This window comes from Kitasatospora sp. NPDC032757, assembly GCF_055579305.1.
Map to the genome: position 1 here is coordinate 1 of NZ_JBVINN010000065.1, position 21527 is coordinate 21527.

At 72.4% G+C, this 21527-nt stretch carries 14 protein-coding genes; 3 read left to right on the forward strand and 11 right to left on the reverse strand.

Translation table 11 applies throughout. The annotated features are described in order from the left end of the window. From ACZ5WK_RS38270 to ACZ5WK_RS38295, 6 genes are all read right to left on the reverse strand, one after another. Positions 1–149 (reverse strand): FAD-dependent oxidoreductase (locus tag ACZ5WK_RS38270; protein ID WP_465554897.1); only part of this gene is annotated, 149 nt, incomplete at its 3' end. Positions 150–322: 173 nt separating this feature from the next. Continuing rightward, entirely contained in the window at positions 323–1342 is a 1020-nt protein-coding gene (locus ACZ5WK_RS38275) for a cupin domain-containing protein (RefSeq protein ID WP_465554860.1), read from the reverse strand. After that, positions 1339–2097: an RNA polymerase sigma factor SigM gene (gene sigM, locus ACZ5WK_RS38280; RefSeq protein WP_465554862.1), complete on the reverse strand. Its 759-nt coding sequence runs from the start codon at positions 2095–2097 to the stop codon at positions 1339–1341. Before sigM ends, ACZ5WK_RS38275 begins: the two co-directional genes overlap by 4 nt. Positions 2098–2148: 51 nt before the next feature. Next, positions 2149–4143, reverse strand: a complete 1995-nt coding sequence (locus ACZ5WK_RS38285) for a protein kinase family protein (RefSeq protein WP_465554864.1) — start codon at positions 4141–4143, stop codon at positions 2149–2151. A gap of 307 nt (positions 4144–4450) precedes the next feature. Beyond that, positions 4451–6493 (reverse strand): murein biosynthesis integral membrane protein MurJ, encoded by a 2043-nt coding sequence (gene murJ, locus ACZ5WK_RS38290; protein WP_465554899.1) that lies wholly within the window; start codon positions 6491–6493, stop codon positions 4451–4453. 601 nt (positions 6494–7094) lie between these two features. Further along, on the reverse strand, positions 7095–9563 hold the full coding sequence (locus tag ACZ5WK_RS38295) for a DUF6049 family protein (RefSeq protein WP_465554866.1): 2469 nt from the start codon (positions 9561–9563) through the stop codon (positions 7095–7097). Between the two features lie 451 nt (positions 9564–10014). Here ACZ5WK_RS38295 and ACZ5WK_RS38300 point away from each other — a divergent pair, with 451 nt between their 5' ends. After that, positions 10015–11439 carry a CCA tRNA nucleotidyltransferase gene (locus ACZ5WK_RS38300; RefSeq protein ID WP_465554901.1) on the forward strand — a complete coding sequence of 475 codons (1425 nt, stop codon included), beginning with the start codon at positions 10015–10017 and terminating at the stop codon, positions 11437–11439. A gap of 99 nt (positions 11440–11538) precedes the next feature. On the opposite strand, the gene ACZ5WK_RS38305 is transcribed toward ACZ5WK_RS38300, so the two are convergent. The 5 genes from ACZ5WK_RS38305 to ACZ5WK_RS38325 form a co-directional block, all read right to left on the reverse strand. Continuing rightward, positions 11539–12573 (reverse strand): LppU/SCO3897 family protein, encoded by a 1035-nt coding sequence (locus ACZ5WK_RS38305; protein WP_465554868.1) that lies wholly within the window; start codon positions 12571–12573, stop codon positions 11539–11541. 52 nt (positions 12574–12625) lie between these two features. Continuing rightward, positions 12626–13291 carry an LppU/SCO3897 family protein gene (locus ACZ5WK_RS38310; protein WP_465554870.1) on the reverse strand — a complete coding sequence of 222 codons (666 nt, stop codon included), beginning with the start codon at positions 13289–13291 and terminating at the stop codon, positions 12626–12628. A gap of 96 nt (positions 13292–13387) precedes the next feature. Beyond that, positions 13388–14725 (reverse strand): MFS transporter, encoded by a 1338-nt coding sequence (locus ACZ5WK_RS38315; RefSeq protein WP_465554872.1) that lies wholly within the window; start codon positions 14723–14725, stop codon positions 13388–13390. Positions 14726–14841: 116 nt separating this feature from the next. Continuing rightward, on the reverse strand, positions 14842–15924 hold the full coding sequence (locus ACZ5WK_RS38320) for an inositol-3-phosphate synthase (protein ID WP_465554874.1): 1083 nt from the start codon (positions 15922–15924) through the stop codon (positions 14842–14844). 128 nt (positions 15925–16052) lie between these two features. Next, positions 16053–16751 (reverse strand): PadR family transcriptional regulator, encoded by a 699-nt coding sequence (locus ACZ5WK_RS38325; protein ID WP_465554876.1) that lies wholly within the window; start codon positions 16749–16751, stop codon positions 16053–16055. Positions 16752–17103: 352 nt separating this feature from the next. On the opposite strand from ACZ5WK_RS38325, the gene ACZ5WK_RS38330 reads away from it, so the two are divergent. After that, positions 17104–19752, forward strand: coding sequence for a transglycosylase domain-containing protein (locus ACZ5WK_RS38330; RefSeq protein WP_465554878.1), 2649 nt, complete (start codon positions 17104–17106; stop codon positions 19750–19752). A 176-nt stretch (positions 19753–19928) separates the two neighbouring features. After that, positions 19929–21527, forward strand: a complete 1599-nt coding sequence (locus ACZ5WK_RS38335; RefSeq protein ID WP_465554881.1) for a glycosyltransferase family 87 protein — start codon at positions 19929–19931, stop codon at positions 21525–21527.

A 21527-nucleotide genomic window follows, 5' to 3' on the forward strand; every position in this document is an offset into this window, starting at 1 on the left:
TCCACCTCGGTGGTGTTCATCAGCGCGCCGCCGGCGGTGACGGCGCCCTCGAAGACCAGCGGCTTGAGGGAGGCACGGGCGGTGTAGAGCGCGGCCGTGTAGCCGGCCGGGCCGGAACCGATGATGATCACGTTACGGACGTCGCTCACTGCATCTCCTGGTTCGCATCGCGACCCGCGTTAGGTGCGGGGAGGGCGGTCCTGCTCCGCCGCCCGGGACAACGACTGACCAGTCTCTCGCATTCCCAGGCGGATCCGTACCAGGTGCCCGCAGTGTGGGAGCGCCGGACGGCCCGGAGCGTGGATCGTGGGGGCACCACCGGTCAGCGGGCCGGGACGGTGCGGTGCAGCAGGACGGGGCCGCAGTCGGGGGCGCGGAGGTAGACGTCCAGCTTCTCCGGCTGGTCCGGGAGGGCGTACACCAGGGCCTCGGCCGGGGCGCCGTCGTAGCTGCCGGAGTCGGCGGCGAGCAGCCGTCCGGCGCCCGGCGCCGGGCAGGCCGTGGCGCTGTGCCCGCCGGCGATCCCCTGCTGCCCGTCGGCGGGCGGTACGTCGGACGTACCCGTGGACGGCCGGGACGACTGGGCGGCGCCGTCGGGGGTGACGCCCGTCCGGGCGAGCAGCTGCCGGACCTGGGCGGCCAGCTGGTCGTCCCGGTAGACGGTGCCTGCGTGCTCGGTCCTGGGGGTGTTGGGGGCGCCGCCGGGCACGGCCCCGGCGGTGTCGGGGGCGCCGCTGGGCACGGCCCCGGCGGCGGAAACGGCCGTGGTGTCCGAGGCCGTCCGGTCGGCCGGGGAGAACAGCAGGGAGCCACCGAGGCCCGCCCCGAGCAGGACGGCGGCCGCGCCGAGCAGCAGGCCGATCCGGCGGCGGCGGGAGCGTGGGCGGCCCGGTCCGGTGGCCGCGGAGCCGGCGGGCCTCCCGGGTGGCCCGAGGGGGGCCTGGGAGGGGGCGGCTCCGGGCCGGGACGCGCCGGCCGGGGCGGTGGTCCGTCCGGTCGGTGCGGGGGCCTTCCGGGGGGTGTCGGGGCCCTCGGCGGGTACGTCGCGTTCGGCGGCCGCCGAGGCCAGGGCGGCGTCCAGCCGGGCGGCGACGTCGGCGGGCATGGCGGGCGGCTCGGCGGAGCCGAGCAGGGCCTGCACTTCGGCGAGCGCTTCGGCGGTCTCACGGCAGTCGGCGCAGCCGGCCAGGTGGTCGCGGAGCGCCGCGGTCCCGTCGGCGGACTCGATGAGACCCTCGGCGAGGTCGGCCAGCTCGTCGGCGGAGGGGTGTGGTCCGGCGGCGTGCGGATCCACGGGGTCCACGGGCTCGCCGGGGTCGGGGGAGGAGAGGGGGGCCGTCATCGCGTGCTCGCATCTCCTTCCAGAATCGGCCGGCCGGTGTCCGGGCCTGTCCTTGTGACGGTGCGCGCCCCGGACGGGTTCCCGGGCGGCGCGGCGGCGTCCCGCGGGGAACGGGCCGGTCTCTCCGTTCCACGTGGAACGGCGTCACGGCGCGCGGTGCCGGTGGCCGGTGCCGCGCCGTCCTCGCGCAGGTGGCGGACCAGCGGCAGCAGCCGGGCGCGGCCGCGGGCGCAGCGGCTCTTCACGGTGCCGACCGGGACACCCAGCAGCTCGGCGGCCTCGGCGACGGGGTAGCCCTGCATGTCGACCAGGACCAGTGCGGCCCGCTGCTCGGCCGGCAGCTCGGCGAGCGCCGCCGTCAGCTCCCGGTGCAGCTCGGCCCGGACCACGGGGGAGTCGGCCGGTTCGGCGGAACCGACCAGCGCGTCCAGCCGCTGCGGGTCGTCGTCCAGCGCCTTGGTGCGGCGGGTGGCGGCGCGCCGGGCGCGGTCCAGGCAGGCGTTGACCACGATCCGGTGCAGCCAGGTGGTGACGGCCGAGCGGCCCTGGAAGGTGTGGGCGGAGCGGAACGCGGAGACCAGGGCGTCCTGGAGGGCGTCGGCGGCCTCCTCGCGGTCGCCGAGGGTGCGCAGGGCGACCGCCCAGAGCCGGTCGCGGTGACGGTCGACCAGGAGGCCGAAGGCGTCCCGGTCGCCGGCGACGTGCCGGGCGAGCAGCGCCGCGTCGTCGTCCGCCGGTTCCGTGCCGTCCGCCACTGCCACCCCTCGTCGTGCCTGCCGTGCCCGTGCCACCGCAGCGGCCCCGCGTCAGCCGAAGACCTTCACCTCGGCGATCTGGCCGCGGTACTCGCCCTTATCCTTCGGCAGGCTGGTCAGCCAGAGCAAGAGGTAGCGCGTGGTGACCGGGCTGTCGACGCTGTAGTCGACCGTGGTGCCGGACTTCTTCCCGAGGAGGGTGAAGTCGCTCGGCCGGGCCCCCAGCGGGTCGGCGGCGGCCGAGGCGCCCGGCACCCGCAGCTCGGCGGTGGTGGTGCCGACGAACTGGACGTTCACCGAGCTGACCGCCTGCGGCGAGCCGAGGTCGATCAGCAGGCCGGTGCCCTCCTTGAGCGGCTTGGTGGGGCCGAACGGATCCTGGTACCCGAAGGTGGTCCAGACGGTGGAGGTGTCCCCGTCGAAGGCCTTGGAGAGGGAGAAGGTGCCCTCGGGGCCCTGGGTGCCCAGCGGGTTGTACGACTGGGCCTCCTTGACGGGGATCGCCACGGGGGCGTGCGTGGCGGTGTGCGCGGTGGGGGTGGCGGAGCTGACCGTGGGGTCGGGGGCGGCAGAGACGGTCGACCCGTTGTTGCGCAGGCTGTCCACCAGCTGCCAGGAGGCGACGCCGATCGCGCCGAGGGCGACCGTCCAGGCCGTCATCTTGGCGACCCGGCGCAGCCGCCGCCGGGTCCGCCGGACCGGAGCCGTCCGGGCCGGGGCGGGGGCCGTGGCGGCGCCGGGGGCGGCGATCACCCGGGTCGGGTTGGGCGCGGTGGGCAGCGCGTGGGTGTTGTGCCGCGGCGGGGCGGTGAAGGCCGGCAGCTCCGGCTCGGGCTGGCGGATGCGCGGCATCAGCGCGACCGCCTTCGCCAGCTGCTCGGGGGTGGTGATCGGCTCGGCGTGGTGCGGCGGCTGGTCCAGCAGGGCGCGAGCGGCCAGCTCGGAGAGGCCCTTGTGGACCCCGGCCCGGACCTGGTCCGGCGGTACGTCGCGGAGGTTCCTCGGGAGGCCCTTGAGGTCGTAGCGGTCCTCGGGGAACGGCCAGCGGTGGGTGAGCGCGGCGAACAGCAGGGCGCCGATGGCACGGGTGTCGGTGCGCTCGGCGTCGTCGGTGCCCTCGCCGGCGACCTCGTCGGGCAGGCCGCGCAGGGCGGCGTCGACCGCGATGCCGTTGATCCGGTACTGGCCGCTGTCGGTGCGCAGCACGCAGCGCGGGGTGAGCCGCAGATGGGCCTGGCCGCGGCGGTGGGCGGCGGCGACCGCGTCGGTGACCTGGCGGACCATCTGGTACGCCTCGTGCGGCTCCATCGGGCCGGTGGCGAGCAGCTTGGCGAGGTCGGAGGCGTGCGGCAGCCACTCCCGCACGACGTAGACCAGCTCGCCCTCCTGGACGGCGTCCAGCACCTGGACGAAGCGCGGGTCGCCGAGCAGCGCGGCGGACTTGGCGGCGGCCAGCACCTTGCGGGCGCGCTGGTGGCCCGAGGCCATCAGGTGGACGCCGACGGCCCGGCGCAGCTTCTCGTCGACCGCGCGCCAGCTGCTGAAGGTCTCGGTGTGGGAGATGCACTCCTCCAGCCGGTACCGGTTGCCGATCTTGTCGCCGCTGTGCCGCAGCGGGGCCGGCAGGGTCTTCGGGAGGGTGCCGGTCTCGCGCGGGTCGTGGGTGGGCTGCGGGTCCTGCGGCGGGCGGCCGGCGGGGCGTGCGGTGGCGCCGTCGGCGGTGCCCGCCCGGCGGGCGCGGTCGCCGGCGGCCAGTTCGGCGCGGATCTCGTCGGTCGAGAGCGGCGCGGTGATCTCGGAGGTCTCCTCGCCGGCGGAGGCCGTGGGGGACGGCGCGTCGTCGCCGCCGCGGTCGTCACCGCTCCCGGTGCCGGCCTCGCCGTCGGCTTCGGGCGCGTCGGCCTGGTCGGCTTCGGTGGCCTTGCCGGCCGCGGTGGCCCGGCCCGTCTCGCCGGCGAGCTCGTCGATCGCCGCGGCCAGTGCGGCCTCGTCCGCCGCCCCGTCAGCTGCTGACGTGTCGACGACCGCCTTGGTGCCATCAGCCACCGTGGTCCTGCCTCCCCTTGTGTAGCCCCGGCCTGAGAGAGTCGCTGGAGCCGATCGGGCCGAGGCCCCGTGCTCCAGGTCAATTGTGCCCACTCTTCTCCACCGGGTACGACCGCTGAAAGGTCCACGTGGTTGCGCGATGGTGGAGAGATGTGGTGCAGATCCGGCACTGGGCCGCCATTCCGGGCCCGGGAGGACCCCGGGCGCGGAGGGCGGCCCAGTACCCGCCCCATCGGGGCGGAGAAGCCCGGCCGTCCGGTTGACGCCCGGTCAGGGCGGTGGCCGGTACGACCGGTTGGTGCGGTGGTCAGCGGCCCAGTCGGCCGCGGACCATCCCCAGCATGGCGTTGAGCTCCTCGATCCGGAGCTTCTTCGCGATCAGCACGAAGACGGCGAGCTGGAGGCCGCCGGCCACGACGATGGTGAGCACGCTGCCCAGCCAGCCGTCGATGACCTGCTGGACCGCCAGGCTGACGCCCACGCCGACCAGCGCGGCCGGGACGCAGGCGGTGATCAGCCGGGTGTAGGTCTTGCCGATCCGCTTGGTGTCCAGCCCGCCGATCTTCTTCTTCAGCTTGGGCACCGCCACCGTCACCCCGATGGCGTAGGCGAGACCGTACCCGAACGCCATGCCCGTGACGACCCACTCGGCGGGCAGGACGAACCAGCAGGCCAGCGAGAAGGCCGCCTGGCAGGCCGCCACCCAGACGGTGTTGGAGAACGGCGTCCGGGTGTCCTCGTAGGCGTAGAAGCCGCGCAGCATCACGTACTGCGCCGAGTACGGGATCAGGCCCAGCGCGAACGCGGAGAGCATCAGACCGACGTTGGTGGCGTTGTCCAGGGCGACGTCGTTGCCGCCCACCGCGTAGATCGCACGGCCGATCGCCGGGCCCAGCGAGAGGAACAGGAACGCGCCCGGGACGACCGCCACCGCGGTGGTGCGCAGCCCGTACGAGAGGTCGTCACGGACGGCGCCGGCGTCCTCGTCGGCGGCGGCCCGGGAGAGCCGGGGGAGGACCGCGCTCATGATCGAGACGACGATCACCGCCTGCGGCAGCTGCCAGATCAGCAACGCGTTGGAGAACGCGGAGAGACCGACGCCGCCGTGGCCGCCCTTCTCGGCGGCGTTCCCGGCCGCGGTGGCCAGCTGGGTGATGACCAGGTAGCCGGCCTGGTTGGCGAGGACGAAGAAGAACGTCCACTTGGCCAGCCGGGCCGCCTTGCCCAGGCCGTGGCCGCGCCAGTCGAACCGCGGGCGGAAGTGGAAGCCGGCCGCCCGCAGGTAGGGCACCATCGCCATCGCCTGGACGGCGAGGCCGACCAGCGTGCCGATGCCGAGCAGCCGCACGCCCTCGGGGGAGATCGTCTCCGGGGTGACCTTGGTGCCGCCGAAGCTGCCGAAGACCCAGAGGTACGCGGAGAAGGTGAAGATCACCACGACGTTGTTGAGGACCGGGGTCCACATCATCGCGCCGAACCGGCCGCGGGCGTTGAGGATCTGGCCCATCACCACGTGGATGCCCATGAAGAAGATGGTGGGCAGGCAGTACCGGGCCAGCGCCACGGTGGTGTCGGCGCTGGCGGGGTTCCTCATCAGCGGGTGCGCGATCAACTGGACCAGCAGGGGTGCGCCGAGCACGGCCGCGAAGGTCACACCGGCCAGACCCACCATCACCAGCGTGAGCAGCCGGTTGGCGTAGGCGGTGCCGCCGTCGGCGTCGTTCTTCATGCTGCGGACCAGCTGCGGCACGAAGACGGCGTTCAGGGCGCCGCCGCCGATCAGGATGTAGAGCAGGGTGGGCAGGGTGTTCGCGGCGTTGTACGAGTCGCCCATCACGCCGAGGCCGATCGCCGCGGCGATCACCATCGTCCGCAGGAACCCGGTGCCGCGGGAGACCAGGGTGCCGGCCGCCATGATCGCGCTGGAGCTGAGCAGGCTGGCGACCTTGCCGCCGCCACCGGCCGCCGGAGCGGGTGCCGCGGGGGCGTGCTCCTCGGCGGCCAGCTCCTCCAGGGGCTCCACCGCGGGCGGAATCTGCACCGCCGCCACCTGCATGGTGGCCTCCTCCTCGGAGAGCGGCGGGTCGAACTCGATCGGGGGCACGAACGGGCGCTGCCCGTCCGTGCCGTTCGGACCGCTCGGCCCGCCGTGGTGGCCGTGCTGGCCCGGTCCGCCCTGGTACGCGCCGGCCGGGGGGAACGGCGCGGACGAGGGGAACGGCGCCGGCGCGACGGGCGGCTGGGCGAGCAGCGGCTGGACCGGGGGCTGCTGGGCGGGCGGACGGACCTCGGCGGCCGGGGCGGCGGGGCCGCCGGGGGCGGCCTGGGCGCCGCCGAACAGCGCGTCCACGCCCACGTACTCGGTGGACTCGGAGTCCCAGGCGGAGTGCGCCGGGCCCGGCTGCCACTGCTGGTCCTGCTGTCCCTGCTGCGGTCCGGCCCACTGGCTGCCGACCGGCGCCTGCCGCGCCCACGGAGCGCGGGGCTCCTGCCAGTCCGCCGCCGGCTCCTGCTGCTGGGCTGCCACCTGCTGCTGCGCCGAGACCGAGGCCTGCTGCTGGGCCGCGGCCTGCTGCGGCGGGGTGTCCCAGCCGGGCTGCACCGGCGGGACGGGCGGGGCGAACGACGCCGGCGGCACCGGCGTCGGGTAGCCGCCGCCCTGCGGCGGCAGCTGCGGCGGCACGTCGTACGCGGTGGCCGGCGGCTGCGGCGCCGCGGGCCGGGCGGCCCGCAGGCCGTACGGATCCTGACCGTCCCCGGGGCCCTGGTACGCGTCGGCCGCGTACGGGTCCTGGGCGTAGGTGTCGGCCACGTACCAGTCGCCGGACGGCGACTCGGCGCCCGGCCGGCTCTCACCGCGGCCCGGCGGCCGCTCCTCGCTGCGCCCGGTCATGTCACCTCTTCGCTGTCGTGGGGGAGGCCGACCCGTCATCGGGCGGGTGTCGGCGGTATCAAGGACCAACCTTCTCATTGCTGGTGGCCCGATCCCGGCCATCTGTGCTGCTGCCGCGCGGTGTCCGCCCGGCGTCGCCGGGTCCGGCACCCCCCGCGGGGGCCGCTCCCTCGTCGTCCTCCTCCGAGGTGTCGGCCTCCTCGCCGGCCGCCGGGCCGTCCACGAGCGGCGCGTCGCCGATCGGCTCGTCACCCTCGTCGCCGTTCTCCGCGCGACGCTTGCGCTGGCGGAAGAACCGCAGTGCCGCCAGCAGGAGCAGTACCAGGCCGCCGCCGAAGACGTAGAGCACGCCGTTGGTCACCGAGGTGACCTCCACGGTGAACTGCCGTGCCTCGCCGTACTGCTGCGGGTTCGGGCCGGTGGTCCAGAGCTCGGCGGTCACGGTCACCGGCCCGTTGTTCTGCGCCTCGGCGGGGAACCGCAGGGTGACGCCCTGCGAGGCGGGCAGCACCAGCTCCTCGGCCGGGTGGATCTTGAGCCGGTTGGCCTGGGTCGGACGGAGCACCAGCTTGAGGTTGGTGACCGGCTGGGTGAGGTTGTTGCGGACGCTGACCTGCAGCACCCCGGTGTCCCCGGCGAAGGTGATGGAGGTCTTCTCCGGGACGTTCACCGCGTCGGTCAGCTCTTTGAGGTAGCGCTTCACCCCGTCGCGGTAGACGGAGCCGGCCGGGGCCTCGTGGCGCCACTCGGTCGACATCGACCGCACCATCGCCGCGCTGAACGGACCGCGGACCCGCTGCGGCAGGGTGAGGACGCGCATCAGGAGATCCAGCTTGCTCTGGATCTCGACGGTGTCGGTCATCACCGAGGACGGCAGCTCCGAGGCCCGGGCCTGCGCCGGGTAGTCGGTGGCGGGCGGGACGTTGGTGTTGGCCTTCGGATCGGCCGGGCCCTGGGCGATCACGTCCAGCTTGACCGGCTCCACCCACTTGCCGGCCTGCGCCGCCTGCACGGCGGTGGCCAGCACCTTGGCGGTGTCCGCGGTCAGCTCGCGCGGCGGCATCACCAGCAGGCCGCGCGGGTTCTGCGGCTCCTGCCGGGAGATCACGAACGTCTCGGCGAGGAACCGCTGCACCGCCAGGGTCTGCGCCTGCGGGGCGTTGAGGTCCGTCTCGAACAGGGCCGAGACCGTTTCGTCGGCCACCGCCGCGTTCAGTCCGTTGCCGATCGGCCGGACCGCGGTCGGCGTGTACTTCAGCGAGTCGGGCTCGGGCAAGCTCGCGCCGTTGACCAGCACCAGCCCGCTGCCGGTGCGCTGCGTCATGGCCGAGATCTGCTGGTCCAGGTACCCCTGGTAGGGCCAGGCCACGTCCGAGCGGGTGTCCACCGCGAGCCGGCCCTCCACGGTCAGCCGGCCCGCCGTGGTCGCCTTGCCGAGCGCGGTGTCCACGCCCTGGAGCTCGGCGGCGTTGTGCGCGATCGAGGCGAGGTCCGGGTCGGCGTAGGGGAGCGCCACCACCTGGCTGCCGTTCTTGGCCACCGCGGCCCGCAGCTTCTCCAGCCAGGCCGTCGCGGCGGCCGAGCCGGTGCCCACGAAGGTGTTCTCCTCCTTCGCCGCCTTCTTGTCGCTCTTCTCGGTGCCGGGCTTCTGCACCCGGTACGTCTTGGACATCGCGAACGCGGTGTCCAGCAGGTCCGGGTCGATCACCCAGGTCAGGCCGGTCATCGACGAGCCGGTCTCGACCAGCTCGTACAGCCGGCCGCCCGGCGCGAAGTCGGCCGCCAGGCTGTCGTCGCGCAGCACCGGGATGGTCTGGTCGTTGTCGGACATGGTCTGCGCGACCAGCACCGGCGCGTGCACCAGCGGCCAGAGGGTGGCGACCTTGGACGGCTGCGCGTCCGTCGGCGTCGGGTCGTACGGCAGGAAGGTCCGGGCGATGCCCAGCGGGCGGTCGTGCTGGTTGTCCGCGGTCGAGCCCCAGACGTCCACCGCCAGCTCGTAGACGCCCTCGCCGGAGAGTTCGAGGTCGCTCACCGCGACGCTCAGCGTGTAGGGCTGGGTCTGGCCCGGGCCCAGCTCGTTGAGCGCGTACTGGGGGCTCTCCAGGTCGACGCCGTCCGCGCCGGCCGGGCTGGTCCGGGTGGTGACCGAGGCCAGCTCGCTGCGGGTGGTCAGCGGCTTGCCCAGCCACGGCTTGCGGACCGCCGCGTGGGCGGACTTGAGCACCGACTTGCCGCCGTTGGTGATGTGCCCGGAGATCGTCACGGTGCCGTTCTGGACGGCCACCGGTTTGTTCACCGCCTCGATGGTCATCACCACCGGGTACTCGGCGGAGACGCCCGAATCGGCGGCGGGGCGCGGGCCCCCGGCGGGCAGCGCGGCGGCCGGCAGCGCCGGCAGCAGCGCCAGCACGGCGCCCAGCACGGCCGCGAACCGCCGCACGGTCCGCGCCGTGCGGCGCGCGGGCCCGCGTTCGTGGGTCGGTCCGTACGCCTCCAGGCCCGAGTGCCGTGCCGGCTCGCTCATGCGCCCACCTCGCTGCCCTCGGCGGTCGCTTCGCGAGACGCGCACCTGTTGTCGGCTCGCTCGCTTCGCTCGCTCATGCGCCCACCTCGCTCACGCGCTTCGCCCTCGCCGTTCTCGATCGCTCGCTGCTTGATGCTGTGATGCCGCCGGTTCCCCGCCCGCCGGAGAGGCCGGCCGTGGGATCAGCGGTGAAGAAATGCGACCGGGCATGCTCCGGTCGGCCGTACTGGCACGCGGCACCGCGGCCCCTCGTCGGTGCCGCGACTCGCTCCACCGGCATGGTAACGATGCAGCCGGGGGTGCAGTGTTGCGGGCCTTGTGGTGAGCACCGGAAAACGCGCGGGCGGCGGGGCCGCCGGGGCACGTACCCTTGTGAGCCGTGTCCACTGCCAATGAGCCCCACGAGTCCGGCGTCCATCATCCCAGCACCGCCACCCAGGTCGTCCAAGGCCTGAGCGAGGCGCAGACCCTCGGTCTGCAGGAGCTGCTGCGGGTGTCCCCGGTCGCCGACGAGATCGCCCGCCGCTTCCAGGCGGCCGGTCACCGGCTCGCGCTGGTCGGCGGCTCGGTCCGGGACGCGCTGCTGGGGCGCCTCGGCAACGACCTGGACTTCACCACCGACGCCCGCCCGCAGGAGATCCTGAAGCTGGTCAAGGGCTGGGCGGACGCCGTCTGGGACGTCGGCATCGCCTTCGGCACCGTCGGCGCGCGCAAGGACACCCCCGAGGGGTCCTTCCTGATCGAGATCACCACGTACCGCTCCGAGGCGTACGACCGCAGCTCGCGCAAGCCCGAGGTCACCTACGGCGACACCATCGAGCAGGACCTCGTCCGCCGCGACTTCACCGTCAACGCGATGGCCGTCGACCTGCCCGGCCGTGGCTTCGTCGACCCGCACCGCGGGCTGGAGGACCTGGAGGCCCGGGTGCTGCGCACCCCCGCCACCCCCGAGGAGTCCTTCTCCGACGACCCGCTGCGGATGATGCGGGCCGCCCGCTTCGCCGCCCAGCTGGACTTCGACCCGGCCCCCGAGGTCGTCGCCGCGATGACCGCGATGGCCGAGCGGATCACCATCGTCTCGGCCGAGCGGGTCCAGGCCGAGCTGAACAAGCTGCTGATGGCCGCCCACCCGGTGAAGGGCCTGCGGCTGCTGGTCGACACCGGGCTGGCCGGCCACGTGCTGCCCGAGCTGCCGGCGCTCCAGCTGGAGCGGGACGAGCACCACCGCCACAAGGACGTCTACGAGCACTCGCTGACCGTCCTGGAGCAGGCCATCGACCTGGAGCAGGACGGCCCGGACCTCACCCTGCGGCTGGCCGCGCTGCTGCACGACATCGGCAAGCCGCGCACCCGCCGCTTCGAGTCGGACGGCCGGGTCTCCTTCCACCATCACGAGGTGGTCGGCGCCAAGATGACCCGCAAGCGGATGCGCGAGCTGAAGTACTCGAAGGAGCTGACCGAGGACGTCTCGCGCCTGGTCGAGCTGCACCTGCGCTTCCACGGCTACGGCGGCGGCGAGTGGACCGACTCGGCGGTGCGCCGCTACGTCACCGACGCCGGGCCGCTGCTGGAGCGCCTGCACAAGCTCACCCGCTCCGACTGCACCACCCGCAACCGGAAGAAGGCCGCGGCGCTCTCCCGCACCTACGACGGGCTGGAGGAGCGGATCACCGAGCTGAAGGCGCGGGAGGAGCTGGACGCCGTCCGTCCGGCGCTGGACGGCAACCAGATCATGGAGCTGCTGGAGCTCAAGCCGGGCCCGCAGGTCGGCAAGGCGTACAAGCACATGCTGGAGCTGCGGCTGGAGCACGGCCCGATGGAGCACGACGAGGCCGTCACCGCGCTCCGTGCCTGGTGGGCCGCCCAGCAGGGCTGAGCGCCAACGGCGCCAACGGCGCCAACGGCGCCAACCGCACCGACAGGGGTGGCCCCGGAATCCCGGGACCACCCCTTTCGCGCACGCGGCGGCGGACCGTCAGCCGTTGATCCCCTGCAGGCAGAGCACGTAGCTCAGGGCGGCGGAGGACGACGTCCGGGTGTAGCTGCTGTCCGAGTCCGGCACGCTGTCGCAGACCTTGTCGTCGCTGGTGGCGAGCATCTTGCGGAGCACCTTGTACTGGGCGCGCTTGTCGCTGCAGGGCAGCATGGTGATCCGCGGGTTGGGGTCGTGGGTGGCGCTGGTGCCGTTCTCGTTGCGCAGGCAGTCGCCGGCCTTGGCGCGGTCGATGTCGTCGGGCACCGTGCTCGCCGCGGCCGACGAGGGCTTCGGCACGGCCGGGGTGGTGATCTCCGGGATCGGCGGCAGCGAGAACGACGGCATCGGGGGGATGCTCACCGCGGTCGGCGAGGGCATCACCAGCGGGTGGTACGGCCTGTCGTTGCGGATGTTGTCGTTGAGCAGGGCGCCGGTCGCGATCAGGATGATCGTCGTGATGATCGAGAAGACCGGCAGCAGCAGCATCAGCATGTGCGGGCGCTTGGTCAGCGGGGCGCCCGGGTCGAGCTGCGGGCCGTGGGTGCCGGGGGCGGGCGGCGGCAGGTCCTTGATCTTGTTGTGCGCCGCGAGGTTCCGCAGCAGGGTGGCCACCGTGAAGATCGAGCCCAGGTAGCTCCACCAGCCCTGCACCATCGTGCGGGCCGACATGTCGCGCACGACCGCCGTCCCGCAGGTGCGGCAGAACGGCCCCGGCTGCTTCAGGAACCGCATGATGATGACGATTCCCTGGTGCCCGCGAACGGTGGTGTTCACGGCCGGGAAGCCGCCGCAGAACCGGCAGACCGGCCCGCCCTGCGGATTCTGCTGGGCGTAACCGGCCTGCTGCGGGGCGGCCGGGTAGCCGTAGCCGGGCGGGGCGGCCTGCGGCGGCGGGGCCTGGGGCGGCACGCCGTACCCGGGTGCGCCCTGCTGCGGGGCGGCGGGGTAGCCGTAGCCGGGCGGCTGGGCGCCGTACGGGCTGCCGCCGGCGTACGGGTTGTTGTTGTCGGCGGGCGGTGGCGCGCCGTACGGCATCTGGGGCGGTGGAACGGACAAAGGGTCCCCCGGGGAAGGTTGGGCGAACGGGTCAGGACTTCTTGGCCGGCGGCACGCCGGGTGAGAGCGGGCCGAGGCAGAGGACGTACCGCTTCTTGTTCCAGCGGCGGCCGCTCTTGCCCGAGACCGTGCTGGTGGTTCCGACGGTCTGCTTGCAGCGGTTGGTGTCGGTGGTGCCGGAGTACGTGGACAGCACCTTGTAGTTCGCCTTGGCATCGGTGCACTTGACGATCTCGACGTCGCGCGAGCCGCTCGCCTTGACGCAGTCGCCCGCCTTGGCGCTGCTGACGCTCGGGCCGCTGACGAAGTAGCCGACGACCAGGGCGATCGCGCCGAGCACACCGCCGACGAGCTTCAGCTTGGTCTTGGCGCTGGTCTTCTTCACCGGCTCGGCGGGCATCGGCGCCATCGGCTGCTGCCCGTACGGCGGCTGTCCGTACGGCGCCTGGCCCCCGGGCGGCGGGCCGTAGGGGGGCTGCTGCCCGTACGGGGGCGCGGGCTGGCCGGGCGGGGGTGCGGCCGGGTGGCCGTACGCCGGTGGCTGCCCGTAGCCGGTGGGGCCCGGCTGCGGCTGGCCGTACTGCGGAGGTGGAGCACCGTACGCCTGGGGGGCCGGCGGCGGGCCGGGGTGTCCCGGGGGTGCCTGCGGGTAGCCGTACTGGGGTGGCGGCCCGTACGGACCGGGCGGTGTGCTCATCAGGTTGTCCCCCGAGACAGTGTGCTGTCGCTCCGACAGATCTGACGTACCTTAGCGACTCGTGCCGACGCCGCCGGTTTGAGGGGGTACAGGCTCTCAGACCGCCTGGTCACCGGGGAGCGGGCCGGTCCGCCGGGCCGCCCGCAGATAGAGGACGGCGGCCAGCGCGTACACCAGGGCGACGCCGGCGACGACCGCGACGGAGCGGCCGGAGAGCGGCAGCACCAGCGCCGTCACCAGGGCGGCGGCCACGAAGGCGACGTTGAACAGCACGTCGTAGATGGCGAAGACGCGCCCGCGGTAGTCGTCCTCGACCGACTCCTGGACCACCGTGTCGGCGCAGATCTTGGTGCCCTGGGTGACCACACCGAGCAGCAGGGCCGCGATCAGGCACGGCACCAGCGAGAAGCCCAGGCCGAGCGCGGGCACGAAGACGACCGGCGCCGCCAGGCAGAGCGTCATCCAGCCGGCCAGCCCGAGCCGGCGGGTGCACCAGGGGCTGATCACCGCGGCGACGAAGAAGCCGGCCGCGGAGAGGGCGACCGCCTGGCCCAGCGTGGCCAGCCCGGCCGCGCTGTCGGCGGGGTCGTTGAAGGTGTAGCGGGCGAGCATCACCACCATGACGATCAGCACGCCGTAGCAGAACCGGGCGGCGGTCACGGCGGCCAGTGCGTGGACGGCGGGCCGGCAGTCCCGCACCAGGTGGGTGACGGCCGCACCCAGGTCGCGGGCGGCCCGGGCCAGTGCCTGGCCGAGCGCGGGGCGGTCCGCGTGGTGCTCGGGGCCGAGGAGGTCCCGGTGCATCCGGAGGGCGGCCAGCGCCGCCGTGAGGTAGAGCACGGCGGCGACCGTGACCAGCGCCGCGTCGGCCCTGGGCCCGGGCGCCATCACCTGGTGCAGCAGGAAGCCCAGGCCGCCGCCGACGGCTGCCGCGACCGTACCCAGGGTGGGGGAGAGCGCGTTGGCGGTGACCAGCTGCCGCTGGTGCACCACCCGTGGCAGGGCGGCGGAGAGACCGGCCAGGATGAACCGGTTGAGCGCGGTGACCAGCAGCGCCGAGGCGAAGAAGAGCCAGGTCGGGGCCTCGATGAGGAGCAGCGCCGCGGTGACCAGGCCGAGCCCGAACCGGGCCAGGTTGCCGTAGAACAGCACCTGCCGGCGGCGCCAGCGGTCCAGCAGCACCCCGGCGAACGGGCCGATCACGGAGAACGGCAGCAGCATCACCGCCAGCACCGAGGCGATGTCGGCGGGGGAGGACTGCTTCTCCGGGGAGAAGACGACGTAGGCGGCGAGCGAGACCTGGAAGACGCCGTCGGAGAGCTGGGAGAGCACCCGGGCGGTCAGCAGGCGGCGGAAGTCGCGTCCGCGGAGCAGGTCGAGGAGCGTGGCGCTGTGCGCGGTCTGGTGGGTGTTGCCGTTCTCCGTGATCGCCACCCGCCCAGACTGCCATGGAACCGGCCTGTGTTTCACGTGAAACATTCGCCGTGAAAAGGTGAACGGGCCCACGGTCGGTGACCGTGGGCCCGTTCAGGCGCCTAGGAGCCGCAGGCTCAGCGCTCGACCTCGCCGCGGATGAACTTCTCGACGTTGTCCTTGGCCTCGTCGTCGAAGTACTGGACCGGCGGGGACTTCATGAAGTACGAGGACGCCGACAGGATCGGGCCGCCGATGCCGCGGTCCTTGGCGATCTTCGCGGCGCGCACGGCGTCGATGATGACACCGGCCGAGTTCGGGGAGTCCCAGACCTCGAGCTTGTACTCCAGGTTCAGCGGGACGTTGCCGAAGGCGCGGCCCTCGAGGCGGACGTACGCCCACTTGCGGTCGTCCAGCCACGCCACGTAGTCCGACGGACCGATGTGGACGTTGTTGGCGCCCAGCTCGCGGTCGCGGATCTGCGAGGTGACGGCCTGCGTCTTGGAGATCTTCTTGGACTCCAGGCGCTCGCGCTCGAGCATGTTCTTGAAGTCCATGTTGCCGCCGACGTTCAGCTGCATGGTGCGCTCGAGGATGACACCGCGGTCCTCGAACAGCTTGGCCATCACGCGGTGCGTGATGGTGGCGCCGACCTGGGACTTGATGTCGTCACCGACGATCGGCACGCCGGCCTCGGTGAACTTGTCCGCCCACTCCTTGGTGCCCGCGATGAACACCGGCAGGGCGTTCACGAAGGCGACCTTGGCGTCGATGGCGCACTGCGCGTAGAACTTGGCCGCGGCCTCGGAACCCACGGGCAGGTAGCAGACCAGAACGTCGACCTGCTTGTCCTTGAGGATCTGGACGACGTCGACCGGGGCCTCGTCGGACTCCTCGATGGTCTCCCGGTAGTACTTGCCCAGGCCGTCGAGGGTGTGGCCGCGCTGGACGGTCACACCGGTCGGCGGCACGTCGCAGATCTTGATGGTGTTGTTCTCGCTGCTGCCGATGGCGTCGGCCAGGTCGAAGCCGACCTTCTTGGCGTCGACGTCGAAGGCGGCGACGAACTCCACGTCACGGACGTGGTAGTCACCGAACTGGACGTGCATCAGCCCGGGGACCTTGCCGGCCGGGTCGGCGTCCTTGTAGTACTCGACACCCTGCACCAGCGACGCGGCGCAGTTGCCCACGCCCACGATGGCTACGCGAACCGAACCCATTCCGGTTGCTCCCTGTGATCTCATGAGGGCCGCCGGGGCTCGGCGGCACTCGTCCTGCTTCTTCGATGACTCTTTGACGGGCGCGCGAGGCGCCCACTCCTGCCGCGTGGCACAGGGCTGACGCGGTGTCAGCGCTCCTGGGCGGAGCGCCCCGGGCGGTCGTACGGTGGCCCGGGCGGATCCGGGGATCCGTCCTCCTGGCCACGGCCGTCCGAAGTCTTGGGTACTGCGGGGCCGGTCCCGTCGGTGGACGGTCCGGTCCGGCCGGTGCGGTTGGCCCGCTCGGTCTCGATCAGCTCGTTGAGCCACCGGACCTCGCGCTCGACCGACTCCAGGCCGTGCCGCTGCAGTTCGACGGTGTAGTCGTCGAACCGCTCGCGCGCCCTGGCGAGCGAGTTGCGCATCCGCTCCAGTCGCTCCTCCAGCCGGCTGCGGCGCCCCTCCAGGACGCGCATCCGCACGGCCCGGTCGGTCTGGCCGAAGAACGCGAAGTGGACGCCGAAGTGCTCGTCCTCCCAGGCGTCGGGGCCGGAGTCGGCGAGCAGTTCCTCGAATCGCTGCTTGCCCTCGGGAGAGAGTCGGTAGACGATCTTGGACCGCTTGCCGTTGAGCGCGGTGGCCGGGACGTACTCGACGTCCGGGTTGTCCTCGACCAGGAAACCCTGGGCCACCAGGCTCTTCAGACAGGGGTAGAGCGTTCCGTAGGAGAACGCGCGGAACGAACCGAGCAGGACGTTGAGCCGCTTGCGCAGCTCGTATCCGTGCATCGGGGCGTCGTGGAGCAGGCCGAGAACGGCGAACTCCAGCACTCCTGAGCGCCTGCCCAATGCCGTCGTCCTCCTTCCCCTCAGCCGGTCCGTGACCCGCCGTCTCCGGCGGTATGCCGCTCCGATGTATCGGCTCGATATATCGAGAACAGTAAACCTGGGTCCCCGGCGGGGCAAGGGGGGCACGCGTGAATGTGATCACAAGGCGACGCGCGGGTGTGCTTGGCAACGGGCGTGTAATGATCTGTTGCCGTTTTGCGGGCATTGGCACCTGATGCCCGATTAGTTGTATTTCTCGGCTGCGTACGCTGTCGCGTGTGCACGAGGACCACCTCCGGGGTTAGGGCGGTTACGGGCATCGGACGTGAACCCTGCCTTCAGGCTCGACCGCCTGGCGAGGAGTAGCTGGAACATGAGCGAACGACGGCGCAGGTCGCCCAACGGCGGGCAGCCTCCGGACGACAGCGGTCGGCCGATGGGTGCCGGACAGGACGAGCTGGGCTCGGAAGGTCTCGGCCGGCGGCGCCCCCCGGGCGTCCGCGAGACCGCTCAGCAGCCCCGGATGACCCGCGCCGAGATGCGCAAGGCGGCCCAGAAGGGCGGCAAGCGCGGCGGCGCCGAGAGCGCGGGCGCCGGTGCGGGCGGTGACCGGGGCGGCAAGCCCGGCAAGAAGCGGTTCATCGACTACCCGCGCTTCGGCAAGCAGGGCTTCCGTCGCTGGCTGCCGTCCTGGCGGCAGTGGCTCACGGCGTTCCTGGTCGTCTTCGCGGCCTGCGTCGGCACGGTCTTCTTCATCTACCAGCAGACCACGATCCCGCCGTTGAAGGATCTGGTGAAGGACCAGAACAACATCTACTACTGGGCCGACGGCACGGAGATGACCCGCAAGGGTGAGACCAACCGTCAGATCGTCGAACTCGCCGACATCAGCCCCAACCTGCAGAACGCTGTCATCGCGGCGGAGAACTCGACCTTCCGGACCGACAGCGGCATCGACCCGATGGGCATGGCGCGCGCGGCCTACAACATGGCCAAGGGCGGCCAGACGCAGGGCGCCTCGACCATCACCCAGCAGTACGTGAAGAACGCGTATCTCAGCCAGGAGCAGACCCTCGACCGCAAGGTGAAGGAGTTCTTCATCACCCTGAAGGTCAATCAGGAGTACGAGAAGCCCGAAATCCTGAAGGGGTACCTGAACACCAGCTGGTTCGGCCGCGGAACCGGTGCGCAGGCCGCCGCCCAGGCGTACTACGGCGTCAACGCCAAGGACCTGGACCTCTGCCAGAGCGCGATGCTGGCCGGCCTGCTCAAGGGCGCCAACCTGTACGACCCGAGCATCAAGGGCAACCACGACCGCGCGGTGGAGCGGTGGAACTGGATCCTCACCCGGATGGTGGAGACGAAGAACACCACCCCCGAGGAGCGTGCCAAGTGCACGACCTTCCCCGAGCCGATCAAGAAGGTCCCGCCGACCAACATGAACGGCGAGATCAGCTACCTGGTCGACGTCGCCAACCGGTACGTCATGTCGAAGGACTCGACGATCAACGCGCAGGCGCTCGAAAAGGGCGGCTACAAGATCTACACCACCTTCGAGAAGGACAAGGTCGACGCCCTCAAGAAGGCCGTGGACGACGTCAAGGGCGAGACGCTCAACGTGCAGAAGCGCCCGGACAACGACAACTTCGTCCAGTTCGGTGCGGCCAGCATCCGCCCCGGTGACGGCGCGCTCGTCGCGATCTACGGCGGCGACGGTGTCGAGAACCAGCACTTCGACAACAACGCCGACGCCCAGGGCGTCCAGGTCGGCTCGACCTTCAAGCCCTTCGTGCTGGCCGCGGCGATGCAGACCGGGGTGCAGACCGCGACCGAGAACGGCAAGCCGAAGCGGATCAACGCCGACAGCCGCTACCTGGCCGACGACCTGTCGGAGATCCGCAAGCCGGACGGCTCGCTGGTGATGGGCGACGACGGCAAGCCGTACCGGCAGAAGAACGAGGACAAGCGCAAGCCCGGCTACGTCTCGCTGCGACAGGCCATGCAGTGGTCGTACAACGTGCCGTTCGTCCAGCTCAACCAGGACGTCGGCGGCCAGAACGTGGCCAACATCGCCGAGGCGATGGGCGTGCGCAAGGAGAGCTTCGTCGACACGAAGACCGCGACCTTCCCGCTCGGCACCTCCGGCATCAGCCCGATCCGGATGGCCGACGCCTACGCCACCCTCGCGGCCAGCGGCAAGCAGACCGACCCCTACTCGGTGACCAAGGTCGAGTGGCAGGGCGCCGCCCGCCCCGGCTTCAACAAGCCGGAGGCGAAGCAGGCGCTGGAGCCGGTCGTCGCGGACAACGTCACCGACGTGCTGGTGAACGTGGCGAAGAACGGTACCGGTCAGAAGGCCAGCACGCTGGGCCGTCCGGTGGCCGGCAAGACCGGTACCACCGACGAGAACAAGTCGGCCTGGTGGGTCGGCTACACCCCGCAGCTGGCCACCAGCGTCGCGATGTGGCGCGAGGACCCGTCGGCGCACAACCGGCTCTCGCTCAACGGCACCGGCGGCAAGGAGTCCATCCACGGTGGTGACATCCCGACCGACATCTTCACCCGGTACATGAAGGTGGCGCTGGCCAACGAGAAGAAGATGGACTTCCCGGCGCCGCAGCCGGTCGGCAGCCAGGTCGACTCCTCCGGTGCCCCGAGCACGGCCTCGCCGACGACCTCGCCCTCGGCGACCGAGACCATGGCGACCACCGCTCCGGAGCCGGGTGCCCCGCAGCCGCCGGTACCGACCACGACCCAGGGCCCGTCCTGCGTTCCCGGCGTCGACTGCCCGGGCACGGTGCCCACGACGCCGCCCGCGACCAAGACGAACCCGCCCGGTGGTGGTGGCGTTGGCGGCGGCGGTGGCGGCTCTTCGCCCACCTGCCTCATCCCGGGGCTGTGCGGCTCGAGCCAGCCGGCACCGTCCTCGTCCTCGGCCAGCCCCTCCAGTTCCAAGACGAACAAGCCGAGCCAGTCGTCCAGCGCGACGCCCGGCGGCGGCCCGCAGGGGGCGGCACCCTGACGCGCCGGGTAGCGCTCGGCCGGGACGTTCCGAACGGCGCCGAACAGCGCTGAACGGCGGTGGCGGTCCTCTCCGGAGGGCCGCCACCGCCGTTTCGTCACGATTGGCCCGATCGGGCCGAAGCCGCTCAGGGGGCCTCCTCGTCCAGCCGGGGGAGGTGCGGCAGGATGTCCGGCATGACGTCGAGCGATCCTGACGAATCCGTCGGCCAGATCGGGCCCATCGAGGCCGCCGGGGCGGCTCCGGCAGCGCCCGGCCCGGTCTCCGCCGCCGCGGCCGTGCCCCCGGCCAACACCGTGGTCGTCCCGGCGGACGAGGATCCGGTCGCCGCGGCCGGCAGCGAGGTGATCGGCGGCCCGCCCGGCCGGCGCGCCCTGCTCGGCGTCTCCTGGTGGATCCCGGCGCGCTTCCTGGCGCTGGTGGTGATCGTGGTCTCGGTGCTGGGCATGGCGCAGAAGCTGCCCTGCTACAACGGCGCCTGGTTCCAGCCGGGGTCGCCGCAGTACATCCACGCCTGCTACAGCGACATCCCGCACCTGTTCGGCGGCCGCGGTTTCGCGGCCGGGCTGCACCCGTACGTGGACCGGATCCCGGGCACCTCGGGCGATCTGCAGTTCCTCGAATACCCGGTGCTGACCGGCCTGTTCATGCAGGTCGCGGCCTGGCTGACGCCCGGCGGCGGCACCGAGCAGGCCCAGGAGCAGTGGTTCTGGGCGATCAACGCGGGCCTGCTGATGGCCTGCGCGGTGGTCGCCGTGGTCGCCGTCTCCCGGACCCACCGGCGCCGCCCCTGGGACGCCCTGCTGTTCGCGCTCGCGCCCGGCCTGCTGCTCAACTCCACCGTCAACTGGGACCTCCTGGCGGTCGCGCTGGCCGCCGTCGCACTGGCCTGGTGGGCCGGCTCGCGCCCGGTCTGGGCCGGGGTCTTCATCGGCCTGGCCACCGCCGCCAAGCTCTATCCGCTGCTGCTGCTCGGCCCGCTGCTGATGCTCTGCTGGCGGGCGGGGAAGTGGCGCGAGTTCCGGGCCCTGCTGGGCGGGGCGGTCGGCGCCTGGCTGCTGGTGAACCTGCCGATCATGCTGGCCAACTGGCAGGGCTGGTCGACCTTCTACGTCTTCAGCAAGCACCGCAAGGAGGACTACGGCTCCTTCTGGCTGATCCTGATGCAGAGCCGGGGCGTGGGGCTGGAGGACCTCGACCTCTACATCGGGGTGCTGATGGTGCTCTGCTGCCTGGGGATAGGGTGGCTCGCCCTCTCGGCGCCCCGCCGCCCGCGCGTCGCACAGCTGGCCTTCCTGGTGGTGGCCGCGTTCGTCCTGGTCAACAAGGTGTACTCGCCGCAGTACGTGCTCTGGCTGATCCCGCTCGCGGTGCTGGCCCGGCCGCGCTGGCGGGACTTCCTGATCTGGCAGGCCTGCGAGGTGCTCTACACCCTGGGCATCTGGTCCCACCTGGGCTTCGTCACCGGGCCCAAGCAGCACGGGATCGGCGAGTCCTGGTACCACTTCGCGATCGCGCTGCACCTGGTCGGCACGCTCTACCTGGTCGGGATGGTGATCCGCGACGTGCTGCTGCCGGACCGCGACCCGGTGCGCTGGGACGGCAGCGACGACCCGTCCGGCGGGGTGCTCGACCAGGCCCCGGACGTCTTCGTGCTCGGCACCGCCCGGCAGCTCAACGAGGAGGCGAGCTACGCCGGATACGCGCCGGCCGGCCCGGAGCAGTGGCTCGACGAGCCGTACACCCCGGAACCGGCCGAGACCACCGGGCCGTAG

Coding starts and splice junctions, on each gene's coding strand:
- ACZ5WK_RS38295 (WP_465554866.1), bottom strand. CDS start 9,563: ATGAGCGAGCCGGCACGGCACTCGGGCCTGGAGGCGTACGGACCGACC.
- ACZ5WK_RS38330 (WP_465554878.1), top strand. CDS start 17,104: ATGAGCGAACGACGGCGCAGGTCGCCCAACGGCGGGCAGCCTCCGGAC.
- ACZ5WK_RS38275 (WP_465554860.1), bottom strand. CDS start 1,342: ATGACGGCCCCCCTCTCCTCCCCCGACCCCGGCGAGCCCGTGGACCCC.
- ACZ5WK_RS38310 (WP_465554870.1), bottom strand. CDS start 13,291: ATGAGCACACCGCCCGGTCCGTACGGGCCGCCACCCCAGTACGGCTAC.
- ACZ5WK_RS38320 (WP_465554874.1), bottom strand. CDS start 15,924: ATGGGTTCGGTTCGCGTAGCCATCGTGGGCGTGGGCAACTGCGCCGCG.
- ACZ5WK_RS38335 (WP_465554881.1), top strand. CDS start 19,929: ATGACGTCGAGCGATCCTGACGAATCCGTCGGCCAGATCGGGCCCATC.
- ACZ5WK_RS38305 (WP_465554868.1), bottom strand. CDS start 12,573: ATGCCGTACGGCGCGCCACCGCCCGCCGACAACAACAACCCGTACGCC.